Raw genomic sequence first — 17,605 nt, forward strand, 5'->3', positions numbered from 1 at the left:
ACGCCTGGCAAACCCAGCGTTCGATCGCCACCGTGATGCAGCTGATGCGGCAATGTCCGCAGCCGATTATTGCGCTGGCCCAAGGGGCAGCCTGCGGTGGTGGCTTCTCGCTGCTGCTCGCCAGCGATGTCCGCTTTGGCGCGCCCAGCCTCAAACTGAACGCCGCCTATATCAAAATCGGTCTCGGCGGCTGCGATATGGGATCGAGCTATTTCCTGCCGCGCATGGTCGGAGCGTCCATCGCATCGGAACTCATCCTGACCGGCCGGTTCATCCATGCCGAACGGGCGGAGAAATATGGCCTGATCAGCGAAATGGTCGACGAAGACAAGCTGCTCTCGACCGGCCTGTCGCTCGCCGAAGAGATGCTCGACACCGCGCCAATGGGTCTGCGCCTGTCCAAGGATGCGCTCAATCGCAATATCGACGCGCAAAGTTTCGAAGCCGCCCTTGCCATCGAAGACCGGCAGCAGGTGATGCTCTCGATGACCGAAGACAGCCGCGAAGCCGCGAAAGCGTTTTTCGCGAAGCGGAAGCCGGATTATAAGGATCGGTAAATCTCTTCATCCTGAAACACGTTCAGGTTCACGATAGTATTTTACCGCTCGCGATGCTCGGTGCCTTCACCCGCCGTAATGAAAACAGCCGTCGCAGAACCTTCTATGTCCGCCGTATGCCAGACGCCCGGCGCGTTCACGACATATTCGCCCGATGACAATGTGGTACGCTGGTGCGAACCATCCGCCATTTCCTGAATCAGGGTGATTTCACCAGTGGTGCACAAGACCACCTCCGCGCCTTTCGGATGCATTTCCCAGACATCCCAGCTTTCGGTGAATGTGTGCATCGACACCAGCCGGCCCTCGGCGCCGTCATGGCCATGCCGCGCGCCATATCCCTCATACCATTCCATCCCGCCAGTCATGTGGGGCTCAACCTCTGCCGTTGCCCCAAGACCGAGATGGATCGGGTTTTTTTCCAGCCTGTGCGCCATATTCATTCTCCCTCACAGGAACTATATTATTTAATCGCGCCTCCCGCAATCAGTCGCGGTAACATCACCAGCGCGCCCAGAATCGGCCATTTGCGTTGCCAGGGCCTGATCACATATTCGGTCCCCGCGTGGCGGTTGATCTTCCACGCAAGATAATCAATGCCGCCGGCATAGGTGGCAGATGCCTTGGCCAGTCTGGCGAGAGTCAGAAGCTTGCCATTGCGCCGCAATTGCCGCCAACGTTTGGCCGTTTTCTCCGGCGATGCGATCAAGCCCACCTCCCCGTTGGGACCGGCTCCGTCACGCTGGGCTATTGCGGCAGTTGTGGCGCGTCCGAACCGCTCGTATCTCCCGGGATCGGAATCGACGACCGATCCGGAACGATTGCTCCGTTCCGCCCGCAGTTCAGCAGTATAGGTCAAAGCGAAGCCTTTTCGCCAGATATCTCCCATTGATTGCTCTTCAGGCCCGAGCATGGGAAGGGTCAGATCAAACAAGGTCATGGAGGCGGCCTTGATGCAGCTGACTATTCCCTCCTTGATCACTTCATCCGCGTGCCAGACCAGACGCGACGGCTGAGCGAAACGTGCCCATACGCTGACGGCACTCGCATCCCGCTGATTGAGCTTGTAAAAATCCGCTTCACTCAACACGGCGACTTTTGCGATCAATCCGCCATGCTCTGCGGGAAACACATTCGGTGGCAACCGCTTGTTCGCGCCCACCAGCCAGCTCTTGCCATAAGCCGCCTCATAATTCGATACGATCAGATAAAAGTCGAGCATCTGCCCGTCGAGTTCGGTTGTTCGCAAGCAGGAGCCGTAGAACAGCACCGCCCGCGACGCCTCGCCATACTGCGCGGCAATGGAGGCGGCAAAAGCGGCAACCCGCGCATCAACCGGCTGGGCCAGTTCCTGTGCAATTAATGACTTGAGTTCGCTCACGCGAAACGTTCTAGCTCAAGCGGCAAGCCGAAGGAAGGACACTGGCTTGGTTGATTTCAGCACGATCGGATGACCGGGCTGAGCAGAGAATAATTCGCCGTCCATCAGCACATTGCTACCGTCACCCTCGATCCGGATCATGTCCCCGCGTTCCAGATGGATACCCTTCTGGACATTCTTGCCCAACCGGCCAAAAATCACCGACAGCAGGAAACGAATGATTGCCCCGGCTTGCTGGTCAATCGCGAGAAACTGCATCCGGCCAATCGCGTTCTTGTTTCGCATCGACCGCTTCATCAGCAAAAGCCGTTCCAGCGTGGTGACAATCAGCACGGCAAAATTGCCCTGGAACTGGCCGTCCCGGATCAGCGATATTTTGATCGGCAGCGACCGGTTGGGCAAAAATTTCGCCCTTATGCCAAAAAGCACCGATGCAAGCGCGGCAAAAACCGTCAGCACATGCGCGGCGGCGTTGGGCAGTCCGAGCGGATAAATTCTGTTGCGGCAATAGAGGATGAACTCCGACAATCCCGCTCCTCCGAGAAACATGCCCAGCACGACCTTGCTGTCCTTGCCGCCGTCGGAAAGCGCGATCAGTTCGCGGCTGACCAGATGTTCGTGCAAATCATGCTTGGCCAGTTCGACAATCCGCTCGAGCGCCTTGAGCGGATTGCCTTCCGATCCGAGATCAAGCGCGATCAAATTTGTTTTTCCATTGGGCAGAACGGCAACTGGCGGCGGTTTGTCGCCGAAATGTCCACCCTGGTATAATTCGGTGAGCGCCGCCTGCACTGTCCCGTCGCCACCGTTGATGACCAGCACCTTCGGTTTCACCCGGGCAATGGTTTCCAAAGCCTTGGCAATTTCATCAACATGATCGACTTCATAATGGAAAACATCGCTGTTCTTGACACAGTAAGACCGGACTTCCGGCAAAATCGCCCGGTTTCCGGTTGAGTTGGGATTGGAAAGCAGTGCGACATTTGCCATTTATTGGGCCCTATCCCCGCGAACAGATGTGCATCATCTGTATTTCATGCTGATGTTGATCGATTTGACTTCATTTCCGACATTGAAGGCCGTTTTCTTGTAGCTCGGCTTGCCGAGGTTGAAGATGTTCACGCTCGGATTGTTCGACATACCGCCGCCATCGCCGAATATATCGGTCTTGCCGTTGGCATTGATATCGTGCCGGATCGCAACCGCGTAAGTTCCCGTGGAAGGTACCGGCAGGCAAAACTGCATGTTCCCGGCTTTGGCCGGAGCTTCGACGCGGTGCAGCCACGCTCCGGTTTTCAGCCATTCTGACGAGATGCCACGATAGGTTTGAACCCGCATCTTTCCATTGGATTCCTTGATACCGCTGACATTGACCAGAACAGCAGGGCCAGCGCCCGACCGGCATTTGCCAAGATCATTAGAAATTGTCTGGCCGCCAGCCGATGCCGGGGCAGAGGATAGTAAAATGGTGGTCGACAATGCGATGGAAGCCGCAAATTTCAACATGACGTAATAACTCCTAGTCGTTATACCCGCGCCATTACTCCGGCACGGACAAGAATCAGCCCCCGATCTGCCCATGGCTATGGATTTGATTTGCGGCGAAAACATGGTGAGAGGGCGACAACAAGTTGAAACTGCTGACTTCCACCGACCGCTATTTGGCGAAATTGATTGCACTGCCGTTGTTCAGCACATTGGTGATTGCCGCGATGCTGCTGGTGCTCGAAAAAATGCTCCGTCTATTCGATTTTGTCGCGGCAGAGGGCGGCCCCGTGAGCGTGGTTTGGCGGATGCTGGCCAATCTCATCCCCGAATATCTGTCGCTCGGCATACCGATCGGCTTGCTGCTTGGCATATTACTGGCCTTCAGGCGGCTCGCATTAAGCTCCGAACTCGATGTATTCAGAGCCGTTGGCCAAGGTTACGGGCGGCTGCTCAGGGTGCCCTATATGTTTGCGATCGGGCTGATGCTGGTCAATCTGGCATTGGTCGGATTCATTCAGCCGCTTTCCCGCTATTATTATGAAGAACTGCGATTCGAATTGCGGTCGGGTGCGCTCGGCGCTTCGATCAAGGTCGGGGAGTTCACCAACCTGGGCAACCGTATGACCCTGCGGATCGAGGAAAGCCGCGATAACGGAACGAAATTGAGCGGAATTTTCGTCCGCGCCGAGAACAAGAAAGAGCAGACCGTTTCGGTCACCGCGAAAAACGGACAATTTCTAGCAACAGACGATCCCGACACGATCATCCTGCGCCTCACCGACGGCGTGCTGGTTCACGATGCGCCCAATTATCAAAAGCCGCGCATCCTGAGTTTCAGCAACCATGATTTGCCGATTGATCTGCCCGACATCGAATCCTTCCGTTCGCGGGGCGGTAAGGATCTGGAATATACCATACCGGAGCTTGTCCGGGTCGGGATGGACGAAAAACGACCTCTGGCCGAACGCAACGAGAGCCGGTCCAATTTCCATTTCCGCATGGTCGAGGTGGTAATGATGCTATTGATGCCATTGCTCGCGGTCGCATTGGCGGTTCCGCCAAAGCGCTCGACCTCGGCGCTCGGCGTATTTCTGTCGATCGTGATGATTGTAACCTATCACAAGGTCAACGAATATGGCGAGGATGTAGGGGCTTTGGGCCTTGTTGATCCGATCATCGCCTTGTGGTTACCGTTCTGCCTGTTCGCCGCGCTGATAATGTGGATGTATCATGTTGCCGCCCATGTTCCCGGTGGACAGCCGATCGGGGCGCTGGAGAAGGCCTTTTCCAAATTCGGCGGCGTCTTCAAAGGCTTGCTCAATTTTAATCGCAAACGTGCGTTGATTAAGGAATAACCGGACATGGATTTTTTCCCTTCCCGGACACTCGCTATCTACATGGCAAAAATGTTCATCGTCCGCACGCTTGCGGTGCTGGCTTTGCTGGTACTGGTGCTGCAGGCGCTGGATCTGCTGGGTGAAAGCGGCAAGATTCTGGCCCATGCGGGTAACGGGGAAGCCGAACTTTGGACCTATGTCTCGTTGCGGGCTCCACAACTGGTGGCCCGTTTTCTGCCCTTTTCCGTGCTGTTGGGGACGATCATCACGCTGGCAACCTTAAACCAGAATAGCGAAGTCGTCTCGATGAAAGCGGGCGGCCTGTCCGCACACCAGATCTTGGCACCACTGATTGTCGCCAGTATGGGCGTTGCATTGGTTTCTTTCCTGTTCAACGAAACGCTCGTCGCTCCGTCGACCGCCCGTTTGTCGCAATGGGAGAAAGTGGAATTTGGCCCCATCCCGGCGGAGAGTAACATACGCACCAATGTATGGGTCAAGGATGGCAATAATCTGGTCAATGCGCGAATAGTGACCGGGCGGGGCGAGAAAGTCGTGTTGCAGGACATCACAGTATACAACCGCACCGAAAACGGTCTGAGAAGCCTGTTGCAAGGTGAAAAAGCCCGGTTCACCGAGTCCGGATGGTTGCTCACCGATGTCACCCTTTTCAACGTCAGCACCGGCGCCGAAGAGAAGAGAGCTGAAATGTTGGTCGGCGATTCCATCCTGCCGGATCAATTTACATTGAGCAACGTCAGCGCAGACAGTCTGTCGATCTTTGCGCTGCGCACTGCGATCGGGGAGCTTGAGCGCGCCGGTCGCCCGACGATGAGCCTCAAAGCAGGCTGGTGGCACAAGATTTCCGGACCCATGTCATCCGTCCTGATGCCCCTTTTGGGTGCCGTCGCCGCGTTCGGCCTCGCCCGTTCAGGACAGCTGTTCGTCAGGGCGGTGATCGGTATGGCGCTGGGCTTTACCTATTTTGTTGCCGACAATTTTGCGCTCGCGATGGGCAATATTGGCGCTTATCCGCCGTTATTGGCAGCCTGGGCACCGTTCCTGCTGTTTTTCCTCATTGGCGAAACGGTCCTGATCCGGACCGAAGAATAGCCGGTTCAGTTTCTTCCCGCGCTCCCGCGAACGAGCCCGGTAATCAACCGCCAGAGACTATCATGATCCGCGCGGTAGAAATTTGATCCGGCCGGCAATTCCGCCGCCAGCCGCCGATGCGCTTCCCCCAGGTTATGATAGGGGACACCCGGCAACAAATGGTGCAACGCATGATAGCGCAGCCCCACCGGCGCCCATAAGGCAGGCAAGGTCGCTGGCGGTGGCACATTGACACTATCCAGATATTGCGCCGTAACACTCATCTCGTGGCCGTCATTTTCCCAAAGATGGGCGACCAATGTCCGGATCTGGTTCAACACAACACTACCCGACATCACAGCCAGAAAGATCAGAAAAGCGCGCATCGGGATGATGTTCGTCGAAACCATGCCCAACAAAGCAATAGCCCAGATGCTGGCTCCGATCTCGCAGGCCAGCCAGCGGCGTTTCAGGTCCCCCTCTGGCGGTTTGCGGCGGAAATACGGGTTGATTATCAGACCGGAATAGCGCTCTACGACAATCCTCCGGAGCGGCGGTATGATAGCCGAAAGCGGCGACAATATCGCATAGCGGAACAGCAGCGCGACCGGCGCCAGTGCCGCGACGATAACAAATAGAGGAACCGACCAGGGCTTCATCAACGCCAGCGGCAAATATTCCGGATCTTCGGCAGTGCCGTATTTCTTGGTCCGGTGATGAATGCTGTGAATGCCCTCATACATGAAGGACGGGATCAGCATAGGCACCCCGAACAAGGCATTCCAGGCGAAATGGAAACCGGGCAGCGCATTGCGGCGAACATGGGTCAATTCATGAATGAAGCTGCCGGCCCGGTATAATGCCAATATGGCAATCAGTCCGAATAGAACGGCAAGTCCGCTGGATTGGCTGATGATCGCACCGACAAGTGAACCATAGCCCACGGACACCGAAGCCAGAAAATCCGCCCAATAGATTGTGGGCCTGGCCGCGTTGAGATCACGCGTAGCCTTGGCCGCGGTCCGGATAAGTTCATTGTCCTCGGGAACAGGCACAGCCGCGGCACCCGGGCTCGAGTCCGGTGCAGCCTGTGGCGCATTTTTCGGGGAGATGGTTGTCGAACGCATAAACACCTGCATAATTGTTGGACGTCCTAGAGCAACATATCGTGGCGACATCATGGCGAGGGCAAGACCGTTATGGTCCCCGTGCCCTTGACATTGCGCCACAATTAACGCCACAGCCAGCCGCAAATACAGAAGGATAAACAATGGTGGACGGTCAAGATATAGTCATTCAGCCGGTGAGTACCAAGGCCCAAACCAAACAGTTTATTGACATTGCCTATGCGCTCAATGCGAATGATCCACACTGGGTCCCGCCGCTGAAGTCAGAAGTCGCGAACCTGATCACGCCAGGGAAAAACCCGTTTTTCGACCATGCCAGGGTGCAGCTTTTTCTCGCTCTGCGGCAGGGTGAGGTGGTTGGCCGGATCAGCGCGCATATTGACGAACTGGCGCTGGAACAGCCCCCGGAACAGGGCATGGGGCCCGGAACCGGCAATTGGGGACTGATGGAAGCCAGCGATGAAGCGGTCATGCATGCCTTGATCCACGCTTCCGAAGTCTGGTTGAAAGCTCAGGGCATGACCCGCGTTCTTGCTCCGATCAGCCTGTCGGTCTGGGAAGAGCCGGGGCTTTTGACCCGGGGTCACGACCATAGTCCGATGATCCTGATGGGCCATCACAACGCCGACTATCAGGGCTGGATCGAAAATCTTGGCTATCGGGTCGCCAAGCGGCTCGTGACCTATCATCTGCCGGTAGAGGACGGTTTCCCTGAACTGGTCAAGCGGATCGTCGCGTCGGGCGAACGCAACAAGAGGCTGACAATCCGCCGGGTGGAAAAGAAACATTTCGACCGCGATGCAGCGATCATCATGAATTTGCTGAACGATGCCTGGTCCAACAATTGGGGATTTGTTCCGATGACCGACCATGAAATTGCCCATGCCGGCAAAAGCCTGAAGCCGATTGTCCACGAGCATCTGATCCGGATTGCCGAACTGGAAGGGGAACCGGTCGCATTCATGATGACGCTGCCTGATATGAACGAAGTGCTCAGAACCATGAACGGTTCGCTTTGGCCCTTCGGCTGGGCGAAGCTGCTATGGTGGCTGAAATTCCCCAAGTCGCATTCGATGCGCGTGCCGCTGATGGGGGTCAAAAAGGAATTGCAGAACAGCCGTCTGGCTAGCCAGATGGTGTTCATGCTGATCGAATATATCCGCCGCGATGCAAAGCTGCACTTTGGCACCAAACGCGCTGAAATCGGCTGGATACTGGAAGACAATCAGGGAATGGTCGCGATTGCCGAAGCAATCGAAGCGACGATCAACCGGGAATATCTGATTTACGAGAAACCGATCCAGGGAGCCTAATTTTTTGCAGTCGCCTTTGCTGTGAGCTTAATCGAAGCCTCACGAATGATCTTGTCGATTCCTCTGTTCCATAAGCTATTGTGATCGCCATTTGCAATGGGATGGGCGGCTTTGGGATCCCTTGCCGCATCGAATAGACGCTGCCCCATGGAAAAAGCTATCAATTGGTCATTTGTGCCGTGAATCCAGACCAGCGGCATATTGATATCGCCGATACGGTCGATAGATCGATAGCGGTCCTTCACCAGCCACCGCGCCGGAAAGATCGGAAACCGGCGCTGTGCGAGTTCATCCATTCCGGTGTGGGCCGCGATCATGATCAGTCCGGCTGCGTCATTTTGTGATGCAAGATGGGCTGCAACGCCGCTCCCCAGAGATTCACCGACGATTATGATCCGATCAGGCCTGATGCCTTTTTGAACCAGCCAGTTATAATTGTCCCGGGCGGCCTGGAACAGTTCCGTCTGGTTGGGCGTCCCTGCGTTGCCGCCATATCCGGGATAGCCAACCCCCAGCACAGCCGCACCATCCTTGGTCAGCGCTTGATAGATCGGGATTCGGTGAAAATGCGACCCTGCATTGCCGTGAAACATCAGAATGACGGGGGAATCGGGTGATTTCGGCTCTCGCCATAGAGATCTAAGCTCACCGTCCGGCCCGGAGCGGATAACCACCGTCTTGACGCCCATTTGTTCGAGATCCAACGCGGTCGGCGTCGATTGATCCGGAAAATATAGCAGTTGCCGCTGAAAAATATAAGCCAGCAACAATAGAATCAGATAAATGCCAACGAATGTGGCAAGTCCGGCCAATATCAATCGCATCAAATGTCCAGATCGACCCAGGCTGGCGTATGGTCACTGGCCTTTTCGCGGCCGCGATGCTCCTTGTCGACACCACAGTTTTTAAGGCTGTCTGCAGCGAGCGGACTGAGCAACAGGTGATCAATGCGAAAACCCTGATCGCGTTGCCAGCCACCACTGCGATAGTCCCAGTAGGTCCATAGATGGCCTTCCGGATGGGTAACCCCCAAGGCATCGGTCCAGCCGTCGTTCAACATGCGCCGATAGCCCTGACGGCTTTCCGGCTGCATCAGTGCATCATTCTGCATCGCTTTGACCGAGAAGACATCATTGTCGCGCGGGATGACATTATAATCGCCTGCCAGCACTGCGGGCACTTCTTCTGACCAGATTTCCGCGGCGCGGTCGCGCAAACGTTTCATCCAGCGCAGCTTGAAATCGAATTTCGGACCGGGATGGGGGTTGCCATTGGGCAAGTAGATGCTGGAAACTCTTACTTTCGTGCCGTTCTTACTGTTGATATTGGCTTCAAGATAGCGGCTATGCTCGTCTTCCGGCTCGCCATCGAGACCACGCTTGACCTCTTCCGGCACCTGATCCCTCGCCAGAATGGCGACTCCATTGAAGCTCTTCTGGCCATGCCAGATCGCGCCATAGCCAATTTCTTCAAACTTGTCGGCGGGAAAGCCTTCGTCCTGCGTTTTGATTTCCTGCAGGCAGGCGACATCCGGTTTGGTCTCGTCGAGCCATTCCAGCAAGCGCGGCAAGCGCGCCTTGATGCCATTGATGTTGTAGCTCGCTATTCTCACTTAGACGGAAAAGCTGGAGCCGCAGCCACAGCCGGAAGCCGCGTTGGGATTGGTCACCTGAAAGGCACTGCCGCCCAGTGACTCGACAAAATCGACGGCGCTGCCGCGCACCAGATCGAGACTGACCTCGTCGACGACAAGGGTCACGCCGGATTCTTCAACCGCGACATCATCCGCTTCGATGCTGTCGGCAAGGCCAAAGCGATATTGGAAGCCGGAACAGCCACCGCCCTCGACCGCCAGCCGCAGGATCGCTGCTTTGCCCTGCTTGCCGGCAATAACAGCCACGCGTTTCGCGGCATTGGGTGTCAGGATGATATCCTGTTCGGTGGTTGCGAGCATCTGGGTCATGATCTTAAGATAGGGAGAATCAAAAGGAGCGGCAAGCCTTAAGCTCAAACCGCTCCTTCATGCACCCTCTCCCAAAGGTGTAAAATCCGTCTTATTCGGCTGGACCGCCCAATGCAACGCCGGAATTCAGCTTTTGCGCGATCAGAAAATCATTGGACTGCATGAACGGAATAGGATTGACCGCTTCCCCTGCAATGCGAACTTCATAGTGAAGATGACTGCCGGTGGAGCGACCGGTCGAACCCATGAAGCCGATCAGGTCGCCGCTCTTGACGCGCGCATTCGCATCGACATTGAGCCGGGACATATGACCATAGCGGGTCTGGATGCCGTTGCCGTGGTTGATTTCAATATATTTGCCATAGCCGCCCAGCCATTGTGACCGACCAACAATACCGTCGGCGGTCGCATAAATCGGTGTGCCGATCGGACCGGCCATATCAAGACCCTTGTGACTGGCGCGGCGGCCTTTGAAAGGATCGGAACGGAAACCGTATGAACTGGTCAAAGTAAAGTCTTTTACAGGCTTGCGCGAAGGAATGGTCAGTTTGACCTGTTCCTGTTTGCCCTGGCCGGCCCAATTGTTGAAAATCATCTTGAAAGCCGGGTCTGCTTCGCCGAGCGCGCTTTCCGCTGCCTGGCTTTTCAGCACATCCACAGGGATGCTGGCTTCCGCACCCTCGTCCGCCGATGCAGCGGTGGAAAAAATCATTGCTGATCCGAGAAAAGCAATTGCTGTGATCTTGCTCACAGATTTACGAAACAAAATTACTATGTTGTCGGTCATATAATGATCGAACCTTTACTAGCGACCCATGAACATCATGGTGTTGAATTTTTTGGTGGAACCTTTTCCCCCGTCAATCGTTGATCTTGGTGTAAATTCATATTGGTTAACAATTCAATACCATAATAATATTCTTGGGTCAGACCGGCTGCCCGGCGCGCCGAGTCGTTGAAAGGTGGCTTCAACCCGCCTTTGAAGTGGGTTTTTACGAGCTGTCTCCAATGGCCGTGCGGCGGCTTATTGATTCTTTCGCAGGCATATTCGAACCATTTTGTTCCGAAAAATACATGATTGATTTCATCTTGATAGATGCGATTCAGCACTTTGGCCGTGAGATGGTCGCCCTGCTGCTTGAAGCGCTCCACGGTCTGTAAGGTAATGTCCAGACCTCGGGCTTCAAGTACCATCGGAACGATCGCCAGCCGGGCCGACGCATCATGGGCGGTCTGTTTTGCGGCATCCCACAGGCCGTCATGGGCGGGGAGAGCACCATAAAAACTGTCCATTTCCCGTAAACGCCGGTCGAGCAGGACAAAATGCATCGCTTCTTCGGCCCCTACCCGCATCCAGTCGTCGGTAAATTCTGGCGGAAATTCGACACCGAACCGCCCGATCATGTCGAAGGCGAGATCAATCGCGACAAATTCGATATGGGCGAGCGCGTGGATCAGGGCGATCCGCCTCGGTATCGACGTGCCGGTGCCGCGTCGCGGCATATCCCGGGGGTTTAACAAGACCGGCTGATCGGGGCGCGCCGGCATCTCCGGCATGGTCTCGTGAAAATCGTGGGCCAAGCGCCCCATCCGCCATTCCCGGGCGGCGCGACGTGCGGCCATCACCTTGGCGGAGGGATCGGCACTTTGCAGCACAGACAAAACCGCGGCGCCAACACTCGACTGTTCGACCATGTCGATTCTCTATGCCGCTTGCACCGCAGCCAGCACGTCCTCAGCATGGCCCTTGACCTTCACTTTTGGCCAGGCCTTTAAAACCGTGCCATTGGGTCCGATCAGAAAGGTCGAACGGATGATCCCCATATAGGTTTTGCCGTACATTTTCTTTTCAGCCCAGACGCCGATTTTCTCCAAAAAGGCCGTGCTTTCGTCGGACGCAATATCGACGGTCAATTCCTGCTTGCTGATGAAGTTCTGCTGCCTTTTTGGCGAATCCGCCGACATCCCCAGCACCGCCGCGCCGGCTTTCTCGAATTCCGGCAACAGCGCCGAAAAATCTTTCGACTCGGTCGTGCAGCCCGGTGTGCTGGCCTTCGGATAGAAAAACAGCACCAGTTTCTTGCCGGCATAGTCCGAAATTTTCACCGTGCGGCCGTCCGGAGCCACCAGTTCCATGTCCGGCACTTTGTCGCCCGTATCGATCATTTTATATCTCCTAATATTTCATCGGGGTCCGGCCGCAGGTGCCGGTTCCACTCGTCAATAACGCATTGCCTTGCGCGGTCATAGCCGTCCAGCAGCGCTTCCCAACTCTCTTGGCCTGCCGCCCTGGCGATCAATGCGCGGCTGGTTTCCGGCGGGAAGTCACAATCGGGAGACATTAATCGCAAAGCCACCAGCAAGCGGGCCATCAACTCGTGTGCGTCCACCATGTCAGCACCGAGATGGCCTGCTGCGACCAGTGCCCGGACCGCTTCACCCAGTTGGGGATAGAGTGCCTCGCCGGTTTTCAGCTGTAAAAAGTGGATGATGAATTCCCAGTCGACCAGCCCGCCTTCCATCATCTTGGTATCCAGCGGACCCTTGGGCGGTTTATGTTCGACAATATCAAGGCGCATTTTCCGGACCGCCTTGCGCAATTCTTCCGGTTCGCGCTCCTTCTGCAAGATATCGCAAACCTCTTCCTTCAGTCGCGCGCGGTCCGCTCTGCTGCCGTAGACCGGACGGGCGCGCGTCAAGGCCATATGCTCCCATGTCCACGCGCTTTCCCGCTGATATTTACGAAAACTCTCAAAGGTCACCGCCAGCGGGCCTTGCGTCCCGGATGGCCGCAATCTGGTATCGACTTCGTAGAGCGGACCGGCGGCAGTGGGCACCGAAAGCGCTGTCACGATCCGGGCGGTCAACCGGTTATAATATCTGGTGGCGCCCAGTGAGCGGTCGCCGTCGGACTCGGCGCTATGGTCGCCGGTGAACAGAAAGATCAGATCGAGATCGGAAGCATGGGTCAAGGCTTCCCCGCCCAGCCGGCCGAGCGCCAATATCAGCAATGCGCCGCCGGGGACTTTGCCGTGCGCCAGCTGGAACTCGGCGATCGTTGCGTTGGCCAGCACCTGGATCGCCGCTTCGGCGACCCGGGCATAGCCGGCCGATATCTCGAGTGCATCATGACGGCCTTCGATCAGCTGGACACCCAAAGCAAAGCGTTTTTCACCGACCCGCGCGCGCACCCGATCGAGCAATATCTGGTAGTCATCGCCCGGCTCGGTGCGGGCAAATTGTTCGGCCAGCTCCTCTACCGACGGCGGCAGGTCCAGCGCGGTCGCATCGATCAGGCCGTCAAACAGTTCTGCTCGTCGCGCCAGCGCATTGGCTAGCACGGGCGCGTGGCTTAGAATAGTGCCCAGCATCTGCAACAGAGCCGGCCGTGCCTCCAATATCCGGAAAAAATTGATTGCCGTCGGCAATTTGTCGATCAGGCTGTCGAGCCGCGCCAGCGCTTGCGCCGGGCTTGGCGCAGTCGCAATCGCTTCGACAAGATCGGGCAATATCTCTTCGAACGATTCCTGAGCCGCACTGGACCTGAGAGCGGTCACTTTCCCGCTTCGCCAGCGCCTGATTGCGAGAAGAAAGGCGCCGGATTCCAGTAGATTTTTTTCGGCCAGTACCGCGACCAGCTTCTCTTCATCGACTGGCAGGCGCTTGTTATCTTCCGGTTCAATCAGGTCATCATAGATATTGCCAACCGCATCGACGCGCGGGGCAAGCCGGTCGAGCAGCATCTGCCCGTTTTCCAGTCCGTGCAGCCGCGCCACGCGGTCGAGCCCCGCCGCGTCATCGGGCAGGCTGTGGGTTTGCTGGTCATTGACCATCTGCAGCCGGTGTTCGATCACCCGGAAATATTCATAGGACTCGCTCAGCACCCTGGCCTTTTCGCCATCGATCCTGCCAGCCTCGGCCAGCGCCGCAAGCGCGTCGCGCGTTGCGGGCGCCCGCAAATCCGGCTGGCGGCCACCAAAAATCAACTGGTGCATCTGGGCATAAAATTCGGTCTCGCGGATGCCCCCGCGTCCGCGCTTCAGGTCAAAGCCTGGTCCGAATTTTTGCCCCGCCGCATAATGATCGCGAATCTGCGCGGTAACCGAACCGATATTCTTGATCGCGCCATAATCCAGCGACCGCCGCCAGATAAACGGATTGATCGTTTCAAGAAAATATTGCCCGAGCTGCGGGTCACCAGCGGCGGCCCGGGAACGGATATAGGCCGCCTGCTCCCACGCCAGCGCGCTCGATTCATAATAGCTGATTGCCGCTTCGACCGGCAAAGCGACCGGACTCACTTCCGGTGAGGGCCGCAACCGCATATCGACCCGAAATACATAACCATCGGCATCGCGGGCGTGGAGCGCTTCGACCAGTTGCTGGCCGATCCGCCGGGACGCATCGCTGGGCTCTTCCCTGCCGCGCACCGGGATTTTGTCGGGATCATAGATGAAGATCGGATCGATATCCGATGAATAGTTGAGCTCGCGGCTGCCATGCTTGCCCAGCCCGATGATCGAGAAGCCTTCCACCGGCGCATCGGGATAGCGGGTCGCATATATATCGGCCAACGCTTCATCGAGTGCCCGGTCGGCAAAATCCGACAATTGCGTAATAACATCGGTCAGCGACAGTCGTCCGGCCAGATCGCCAATCGCAAGGGTCAGCGCGAGCGCGCGTTTTTCACGGCGCAATTTTTGCCGGACGTTTCCCGCCTTGTCTCCAGCCATCGTACAATATTCTAACGCCGCCTCCAGATTATCCGAAGCCAGCAAATCGGCAAGTTCCGGCTGAACGTCGAGCAGCATTTTGAGATAGGGCGCATTATCCTTTGCCCGCGTAAGCGTTTCAGCAAGCGGAAATGCAGGAGATAGCGGGGGTATGTTCATATGACGAGCTTTAAGGCCTCAATCGCATTTGTCACGCCTGCCAGCATGCATTCATGCGAATATGCTATTGTTTCTTTCTGTCGATCAATACGGCCTGCTGCCAAGCGCTGGGCGCTTTGTCCGTACGATGGATGCAACCCGCCCAGCAGCATGGCCTGCGCTTGCCCTCCAGCATTTCCTCGATGGTTCGCCCGATTCGCTTCTCGCGGGTCTTCGCCTGTTTGGCATCTTCCACCCAGCAAATGAACTCGTTGCGACCGAGCGGTGTGAGGTTTTGCCAAAGTTCGAGGGTCCTGGCGTCTGCCGCGATGGCAGTTCGCATATCTTCCGCCAGCTTGTGGACGGTTCCCTCGGCGATCGTCTCGTGCATCACTCAATCATAATAGCGGAGCGACATGAGATCAATCCGCGTCGCCGCCGCCCAAATAGTTGAGCGAAAAATTCTTCGCAAAATCCGCAAACCGCCCCTCTGAAATCGCGTCGCGCATTCCCGCCATCAGCGATTGATAATAAGCGATATTATGCTCGGTCATCAGCATCGCGCCCAAAATCTCTTTCGCGCGTATCAGATGGTGGAGATAGGCGCGGCTGTGGTTTAAACAGACCGAACATTCGCAAGTCTCGTCCAGCGGAGCGAGATCCTCCGCAAATTTGGCGTTGCGAATGTTGAGCGCGCCGCGCGCGGTAAACGCCTGACCATTGCGGCCGGACCGACTCGGCAAGACACAGTCGAACATATCCACACCCCGCGCCACTGCGCCGACCAAATCATCCGGCTTGCCCACACCCATCAGATAACGCGGCTTGTCGGCGGGCAATTGGCCGGGCGCATAGTCGAGCACATCGAACATCGCTTCCTGTCCTTCGCCAACCGCCAGACCGCCAATCGCATAGCCGTCAAAACCGATTTCGATCAGCGCCTCGGCCGAGACCGCGCGCATTTCCTTGTCGAGCGACCCCTGCTGAATCCCGAACAAGGCCGCTCTCGAAGCATGATCCTTTCCGCTGTCAAAGCCATCGCGCGACCGTTTCGCCCAGCGCATCGAGCGTTCCATCGATGCCTGCGCTTCCTCGCGCGTGGCACCATTTTTGGTACATTCGTCAAAGGCCATGACAATATCGCTGCCGAGCAGACGCTGTATTTCCATCGACCGTTCGGGGGTCAGCATATGGCGCGAACCGTCGAGATGGCTCTGGAATTCGACGCCGTTCTCGCTCAGTTTGGTGAGTTCCGACAGGCTCATCACCTGATAGCCGCCGCTGTCGGTCAGGATCGGACGATTCCAGTTCATGAACTTGTGCAGGCCGCCGAGTCGTGCGACCCGCTCTGCCCCGGGACGCAGCATCAGATGATAGGTATTGCCGAGAATGATATCGGCGCCGGTCGCGCGCACGGTTTCCGGCTTCATCGCCTTGACCGTGGCGGCAGTACCCACCGGCATGAAGGCGGGCGTGCGGATTTCCCCGCGCAACATACGAATCGTGCCGGTACGCGCCTTGCCGTCGGTTGCGGCAATGGAAAAGGAAAAACGCTCAGCCACGGACATGCTCGAATCTATCTTCGCGACGGGGCATTGCCGCTGCGGCTTTAAATATTTCGTCTGATGGTGTAACCAATGGCCCGTCCTGTTCGAATTGCTTGGCATCTGTGCAGGATGACGACAGATTTTCAAAGAGCTAAATCGGGAGTATTTTTTATGACAAAAGCAACGAAACTAGGCTCGGCAGCAACCGCATTGATTGCGGCAGCCGCCCTCTCCGCCTGTTCCGGCGGGGCCAATGAAGCAACCAGCGAAACCGCTGAAACAACCGGCAGCGAAGTCACCGAAGTGGCCGCAGCGGAAAAAGAAAAATGCTACGGCATCGCCGAAGCGGGCAAGAATGACTGCGCGGCAGGCGAAGGCACCAGCTGCGCCGGCACGTCTGTTGTCGATTATCAGGGCAACGCCTGGAAATATACCGACGCTGGCGAATGCGAAGCCATCGGCGGCTCGCTCACCGAAGTCGCCGACAACGACCCCCCGGTTGCTCCGGTCGCGGCTCCTGCCGAAGGCTAGGGCCGAGGCAAAAGATATTGGAAAAGGGGCGGTTCGATTGGGCCGCACTTTTTTGTTGGGCGAACGGCCGGTTTGCTTCAAGTACGTGCTTTGAGAAACCAAAGTTGTTGGCCATCCCCACAATTATGGGAAAGCAGGTTTAGAAAAGATCACAGACCAATTGGTCGATCAGGACATCTGCATCCGACCAAGGATAGCCGCTTATCGTAATCTGATTATGGGCGATGCCATGCAAGGCGCTGAGGATCAGATCGATCTTGATTTTCGTGTCCGCGGCACTCGCGTTTTCATCCATGGCATTGGCGACTAGTCCGGCAAGCAAGTCGAAGCCGGCTTCGATTTCGGGATTGTAGATGAACAGGCTGACGTCCGGCTGCATCACACCCTCGGCCATAAAA

20 protein-coding genes are annotated in these 17,605 nt (G+C 56.6%); 5 read left to right on the top strand and 15 right to left on the bottom strand.

Annotated features, from left to right (window positions below; translation table 11 throughout):
- On the top strand, window positions 1-557 hold a 557-nt coding region (locus tag WBM93_RS00470; protein WP_424427069.1), incomplete at its 5' end, for an enoyl-CoA hydratase/isomerase family protein.
- A 41-nt stretch (window positions 558-598) separates the two neighbouring features.
- On the opposite strand, the gene WBM93_RS00475 is transcribed toward WBM93_RS00470, so the two are convergent.
- Genes WBM93_RS00475 through WBM93_RS00490 form a run of 4 tightly spaced genes read right to left on the bottom strand, consistent with a single transcriptional unit; the run spans window position 599 to window position 3,444 of the window.
- On the bottom strand, window positions 599-1,000 hold the full coding sequence (locus WBM93_RS00475; RefSeq protein WP_424427071.1) for a cupin: 402 nt from the start codon (window positions 998-1,000) through the stop codon (window positions 599-601).
- A 20-nt stretch (window positions 1,001-1,020) separates the two neighbouring features.
- Window positions 1,021-1,938, bottom strand: coding sequence for a hypothetical protein (locus WBM93_RS00480; RefSeq protein ID WP_424427073.1), 918 nt, complete (start codon window positions 1,936-1,938; stop codon window positions 1,021-1,023).
- A gap of 15 nt (window positions 1,939-1,953) precedes the next feature.
- Window positions 1,954-2,928: a diacylglycerol/lipid kinase family protein gene (locus WBM93_RS00485; protein ID WP_424427075.1), complete on the bottom strand. Its 975-nt coding sequence runs from the start codon at window positions 2,926-2,928 to the stop codon at window positions 1,954-1,956.
- Between the two features lie 33 nt (window positions 2,929-2,961).
- On the bottom strand, window positions 2,962-3,444 hold the full coding sequence (locus tag WBM93_RS00490; protein ID WP_424427077.1) for a DUF2141 domain-containing protein: 483 nt from the start codon (window positions 3,442-3,444) through the stop codon (window positions 2,962-2,964).
- A 131-nt stretch (window positions 3,445-3,575) separates the two neighbouring features.
- Here WBM93_RS00490 and lptF point away from each other — a divergent pair, with 131 nt between their 5' ends.
- Together lptF and lptG are read left to right on the top strand one after the other, a co-directional pair.
- Window positions 3,576-4,781 (top strand): LPS export ABC transporter permease LptF, encoded by a 1,206-nt coding sequence (gene lptF / locus WBM93_RS00495; protein ID WP_424427103.1) that lies wholly within the window; start codon window positions 3,576-3,578, stop codon window positions 4,779-4,781.
- Window positions 4,782-4,787: 6 nt separating this feature from the next.
- Window positions 4,788-5,876 (top strand): LPS export ABC transporter permease LptG, encoded by a 1,089-nt coding sequence (gene lptG / locus WBM93_RS00500; protein WP_424427079.1) that lies wholly within the window; start codon window positions 4,788-4,790, stop codon window positions 5,874-5,876.
- 5 nt (window positions 5,877-5,881) lie between these two features.
- Here the strand turns inward: lptG and WBM93_RS00505 are convergent, their stop codons facing one another.
- Complete coding sequence (locus WBM93_RS00505) at window positions 5,882-6,982, bottom strand: fatty acid desaturase family protein (RefSeq protein ID WP_424427081.1); 1,101 nt, start codon at window positions 6,980-6,982, stop codon at window positions 5,882-5,884.
- 143 nt (window positions 6,983-7,125) lie between these two features.
- Between WBM93_RS00505 and WBM93_RS00510 the strand changes: the two genes are divergently transcribed.
- A complete protein-coding gene (locus WBM93_RS00510) occupies window positions 7,126-8,295 on the top strand; it encodes an N-acetyltransferase (RefSeq protein ID WP_424427083.1) in 1,170 nt (389 codons plus the stop codon).
- On the opposite strand, the gene WBM93_RS00515 is transcribed toward WBM93_RS00510, so the two are convergent.
- The 9 genes from WBM93_RS00515 to tgt form a co-directional block, all read right to left on the bottom strand.
- Complete coding sequence (locus WBM93_RS00515; protein ID WP_424427085.1) at window positions 8,292-9,119, bottom strand: alpha/beta hydrolase; 828 nt, start codon at window positions 9,117-9,119, stop codon at window positions 8,292-8,294. The two genes, WBM93_RS00510 and WBM93_RS00515, sit on opposite strands and share 4 nt — an antisense overlap.
- Complete coding sequence (gene xth / locus WBM93_RS00520; RefSeq protein ID WP_424427087.1) at window positions 9,119-9,907, bottom strand: exodeoxyribonuclease III; 789 nt, start codon at window positions 9,905-9,907, stop codon at window positions 9,119-9,121. The genes WBM93_RS00515 and xth overlap by 1 nt, the downstream gene beginning before the upstream one ends.
- Entirely contained in the window at window positions 9,908-10,258 is a 351-nt protein-coding gene (gene erpA, locus WBM93_RS00525) for an iron-sulfur cluster insertion protein ErpA (protein ID WP_424427105.1), read from the bottom strand.
- 91 nt (window positions 10,259-10,349) lie between these two features.
- Window positions 10,350-10,970 (bottom strand): M23 family metallopeptidase, encoded by a 621-nt coding sequence (locus WBM93_RS00530; protein WP_424427089.1) that lies wholly within the window; start codon window positions 10,968-10,970, stop codon window positions 10,350-10,352.
- A 110-nt stretch (window positions 10,971-11,080) separates the two neighbouring features.
- On the bottom strand, window positions 11,081-11,953 hold the full coding sequence (locus WBM93_RS00535; protein ID WP_424427091.1) for a ferritin-like domain-containing protein: 873 nt from the start codon (window positions 11,951-11,953) through the stop codon (window positions 11,081-11,083).
- Window positions 11,954-11,962: 9 nt separating this feature from the next.
- The gene (locus WBM93_RS00540) at window positions 11,963-12,424 is read right to left on the bottom strand and encodes a peroxiredoxin (protein WP_424427093.1); all 462 of its coding nucleotides are present in this window, start codon (window positions 12,422-12,424) and stop codon (window positions 11,963-11,965) included.
- Window positions 12,421-15,150, bottom strand: a complete 2,730-nt coding sequence (locus WBM93_RS00545; RefSeq protein WP_424427095.1) for a bifunctional [glutamine synthetase] adenylyltransferase/[glutamine synthetase]-adenylyl-L-tyrosine phosphorylase — start codon at window positions 15,148-15,150, stop codon at window positions 12,421-12,423. Before WBM93_RS00545 ends, WBM93_RS00540 begins: the two co-directional genes overlap by 4 nt.
- 64 nt (window positions 15,151-15,214) lie before the next feature.
- A complete protein-coding gene (locus tag WBM93_RS00550) occupies window positions 15,215-15,520 on the bottom strand; it encodes a YdeI/OmpD-associated family protein (RefSeq protein ID WP_424427096.1) in 306 nt (101 codons plus the stop codon).
- A gap of 31 nt (window positions 15,521-15,551) precedes the next feature.
- Complete coding sequence (gene tgt / locus WBM93_RS00555) at window positions 15,552-16,697, bottom strand: tRNA guanosine(34) transglycosylase Tgt (protein ID WP_424427098.1); 1,146 nt, start codon at window positions 16,695-16,697, stop codon at window positions 15,552-15,554.
- A 150-nt stretch (window positions 16,698-16,847) separates the two neighbouring features.
- Between tgt and WBM93_RS00560 the strand changes: the two genes are divergently transcribed.
- On the top strand, window positions 16,848-17,207 hold the full coding sequence (locus WBM93_RS00560; protein ID WP_424427100.1) for a DUF2282 domain-containing protein: 360 nt from the start codon (window positions 16,848-16,850) through the stop codon (window positions 17,205-17,207).
- 139 nt (window positions 17,208-17,346) lie between these two features.
- On the opposite strand, the gene WBM93_RS00565 is transcribed toward WBM93_RS00560, so the two are convergent.
- Window positions 17,347-17,605: hypothetical protein (locus WBM93_RS00565; RefSeq protein ID WP_424427102.1), on the bottom strand; the 259-nt coding region annotated here is incomplete at its 5' end.

It is taken from the genome of Parasphingorhabdus sp. (assembly GCF_049667325.1).
In the GTDB taxonomy this organism is placed as follows: Bacteria; Pseudomonadota; Alphaproteobacteria; order Sphingomonadales; family Sphingomonadaceae; genus Parasphingorhabdus.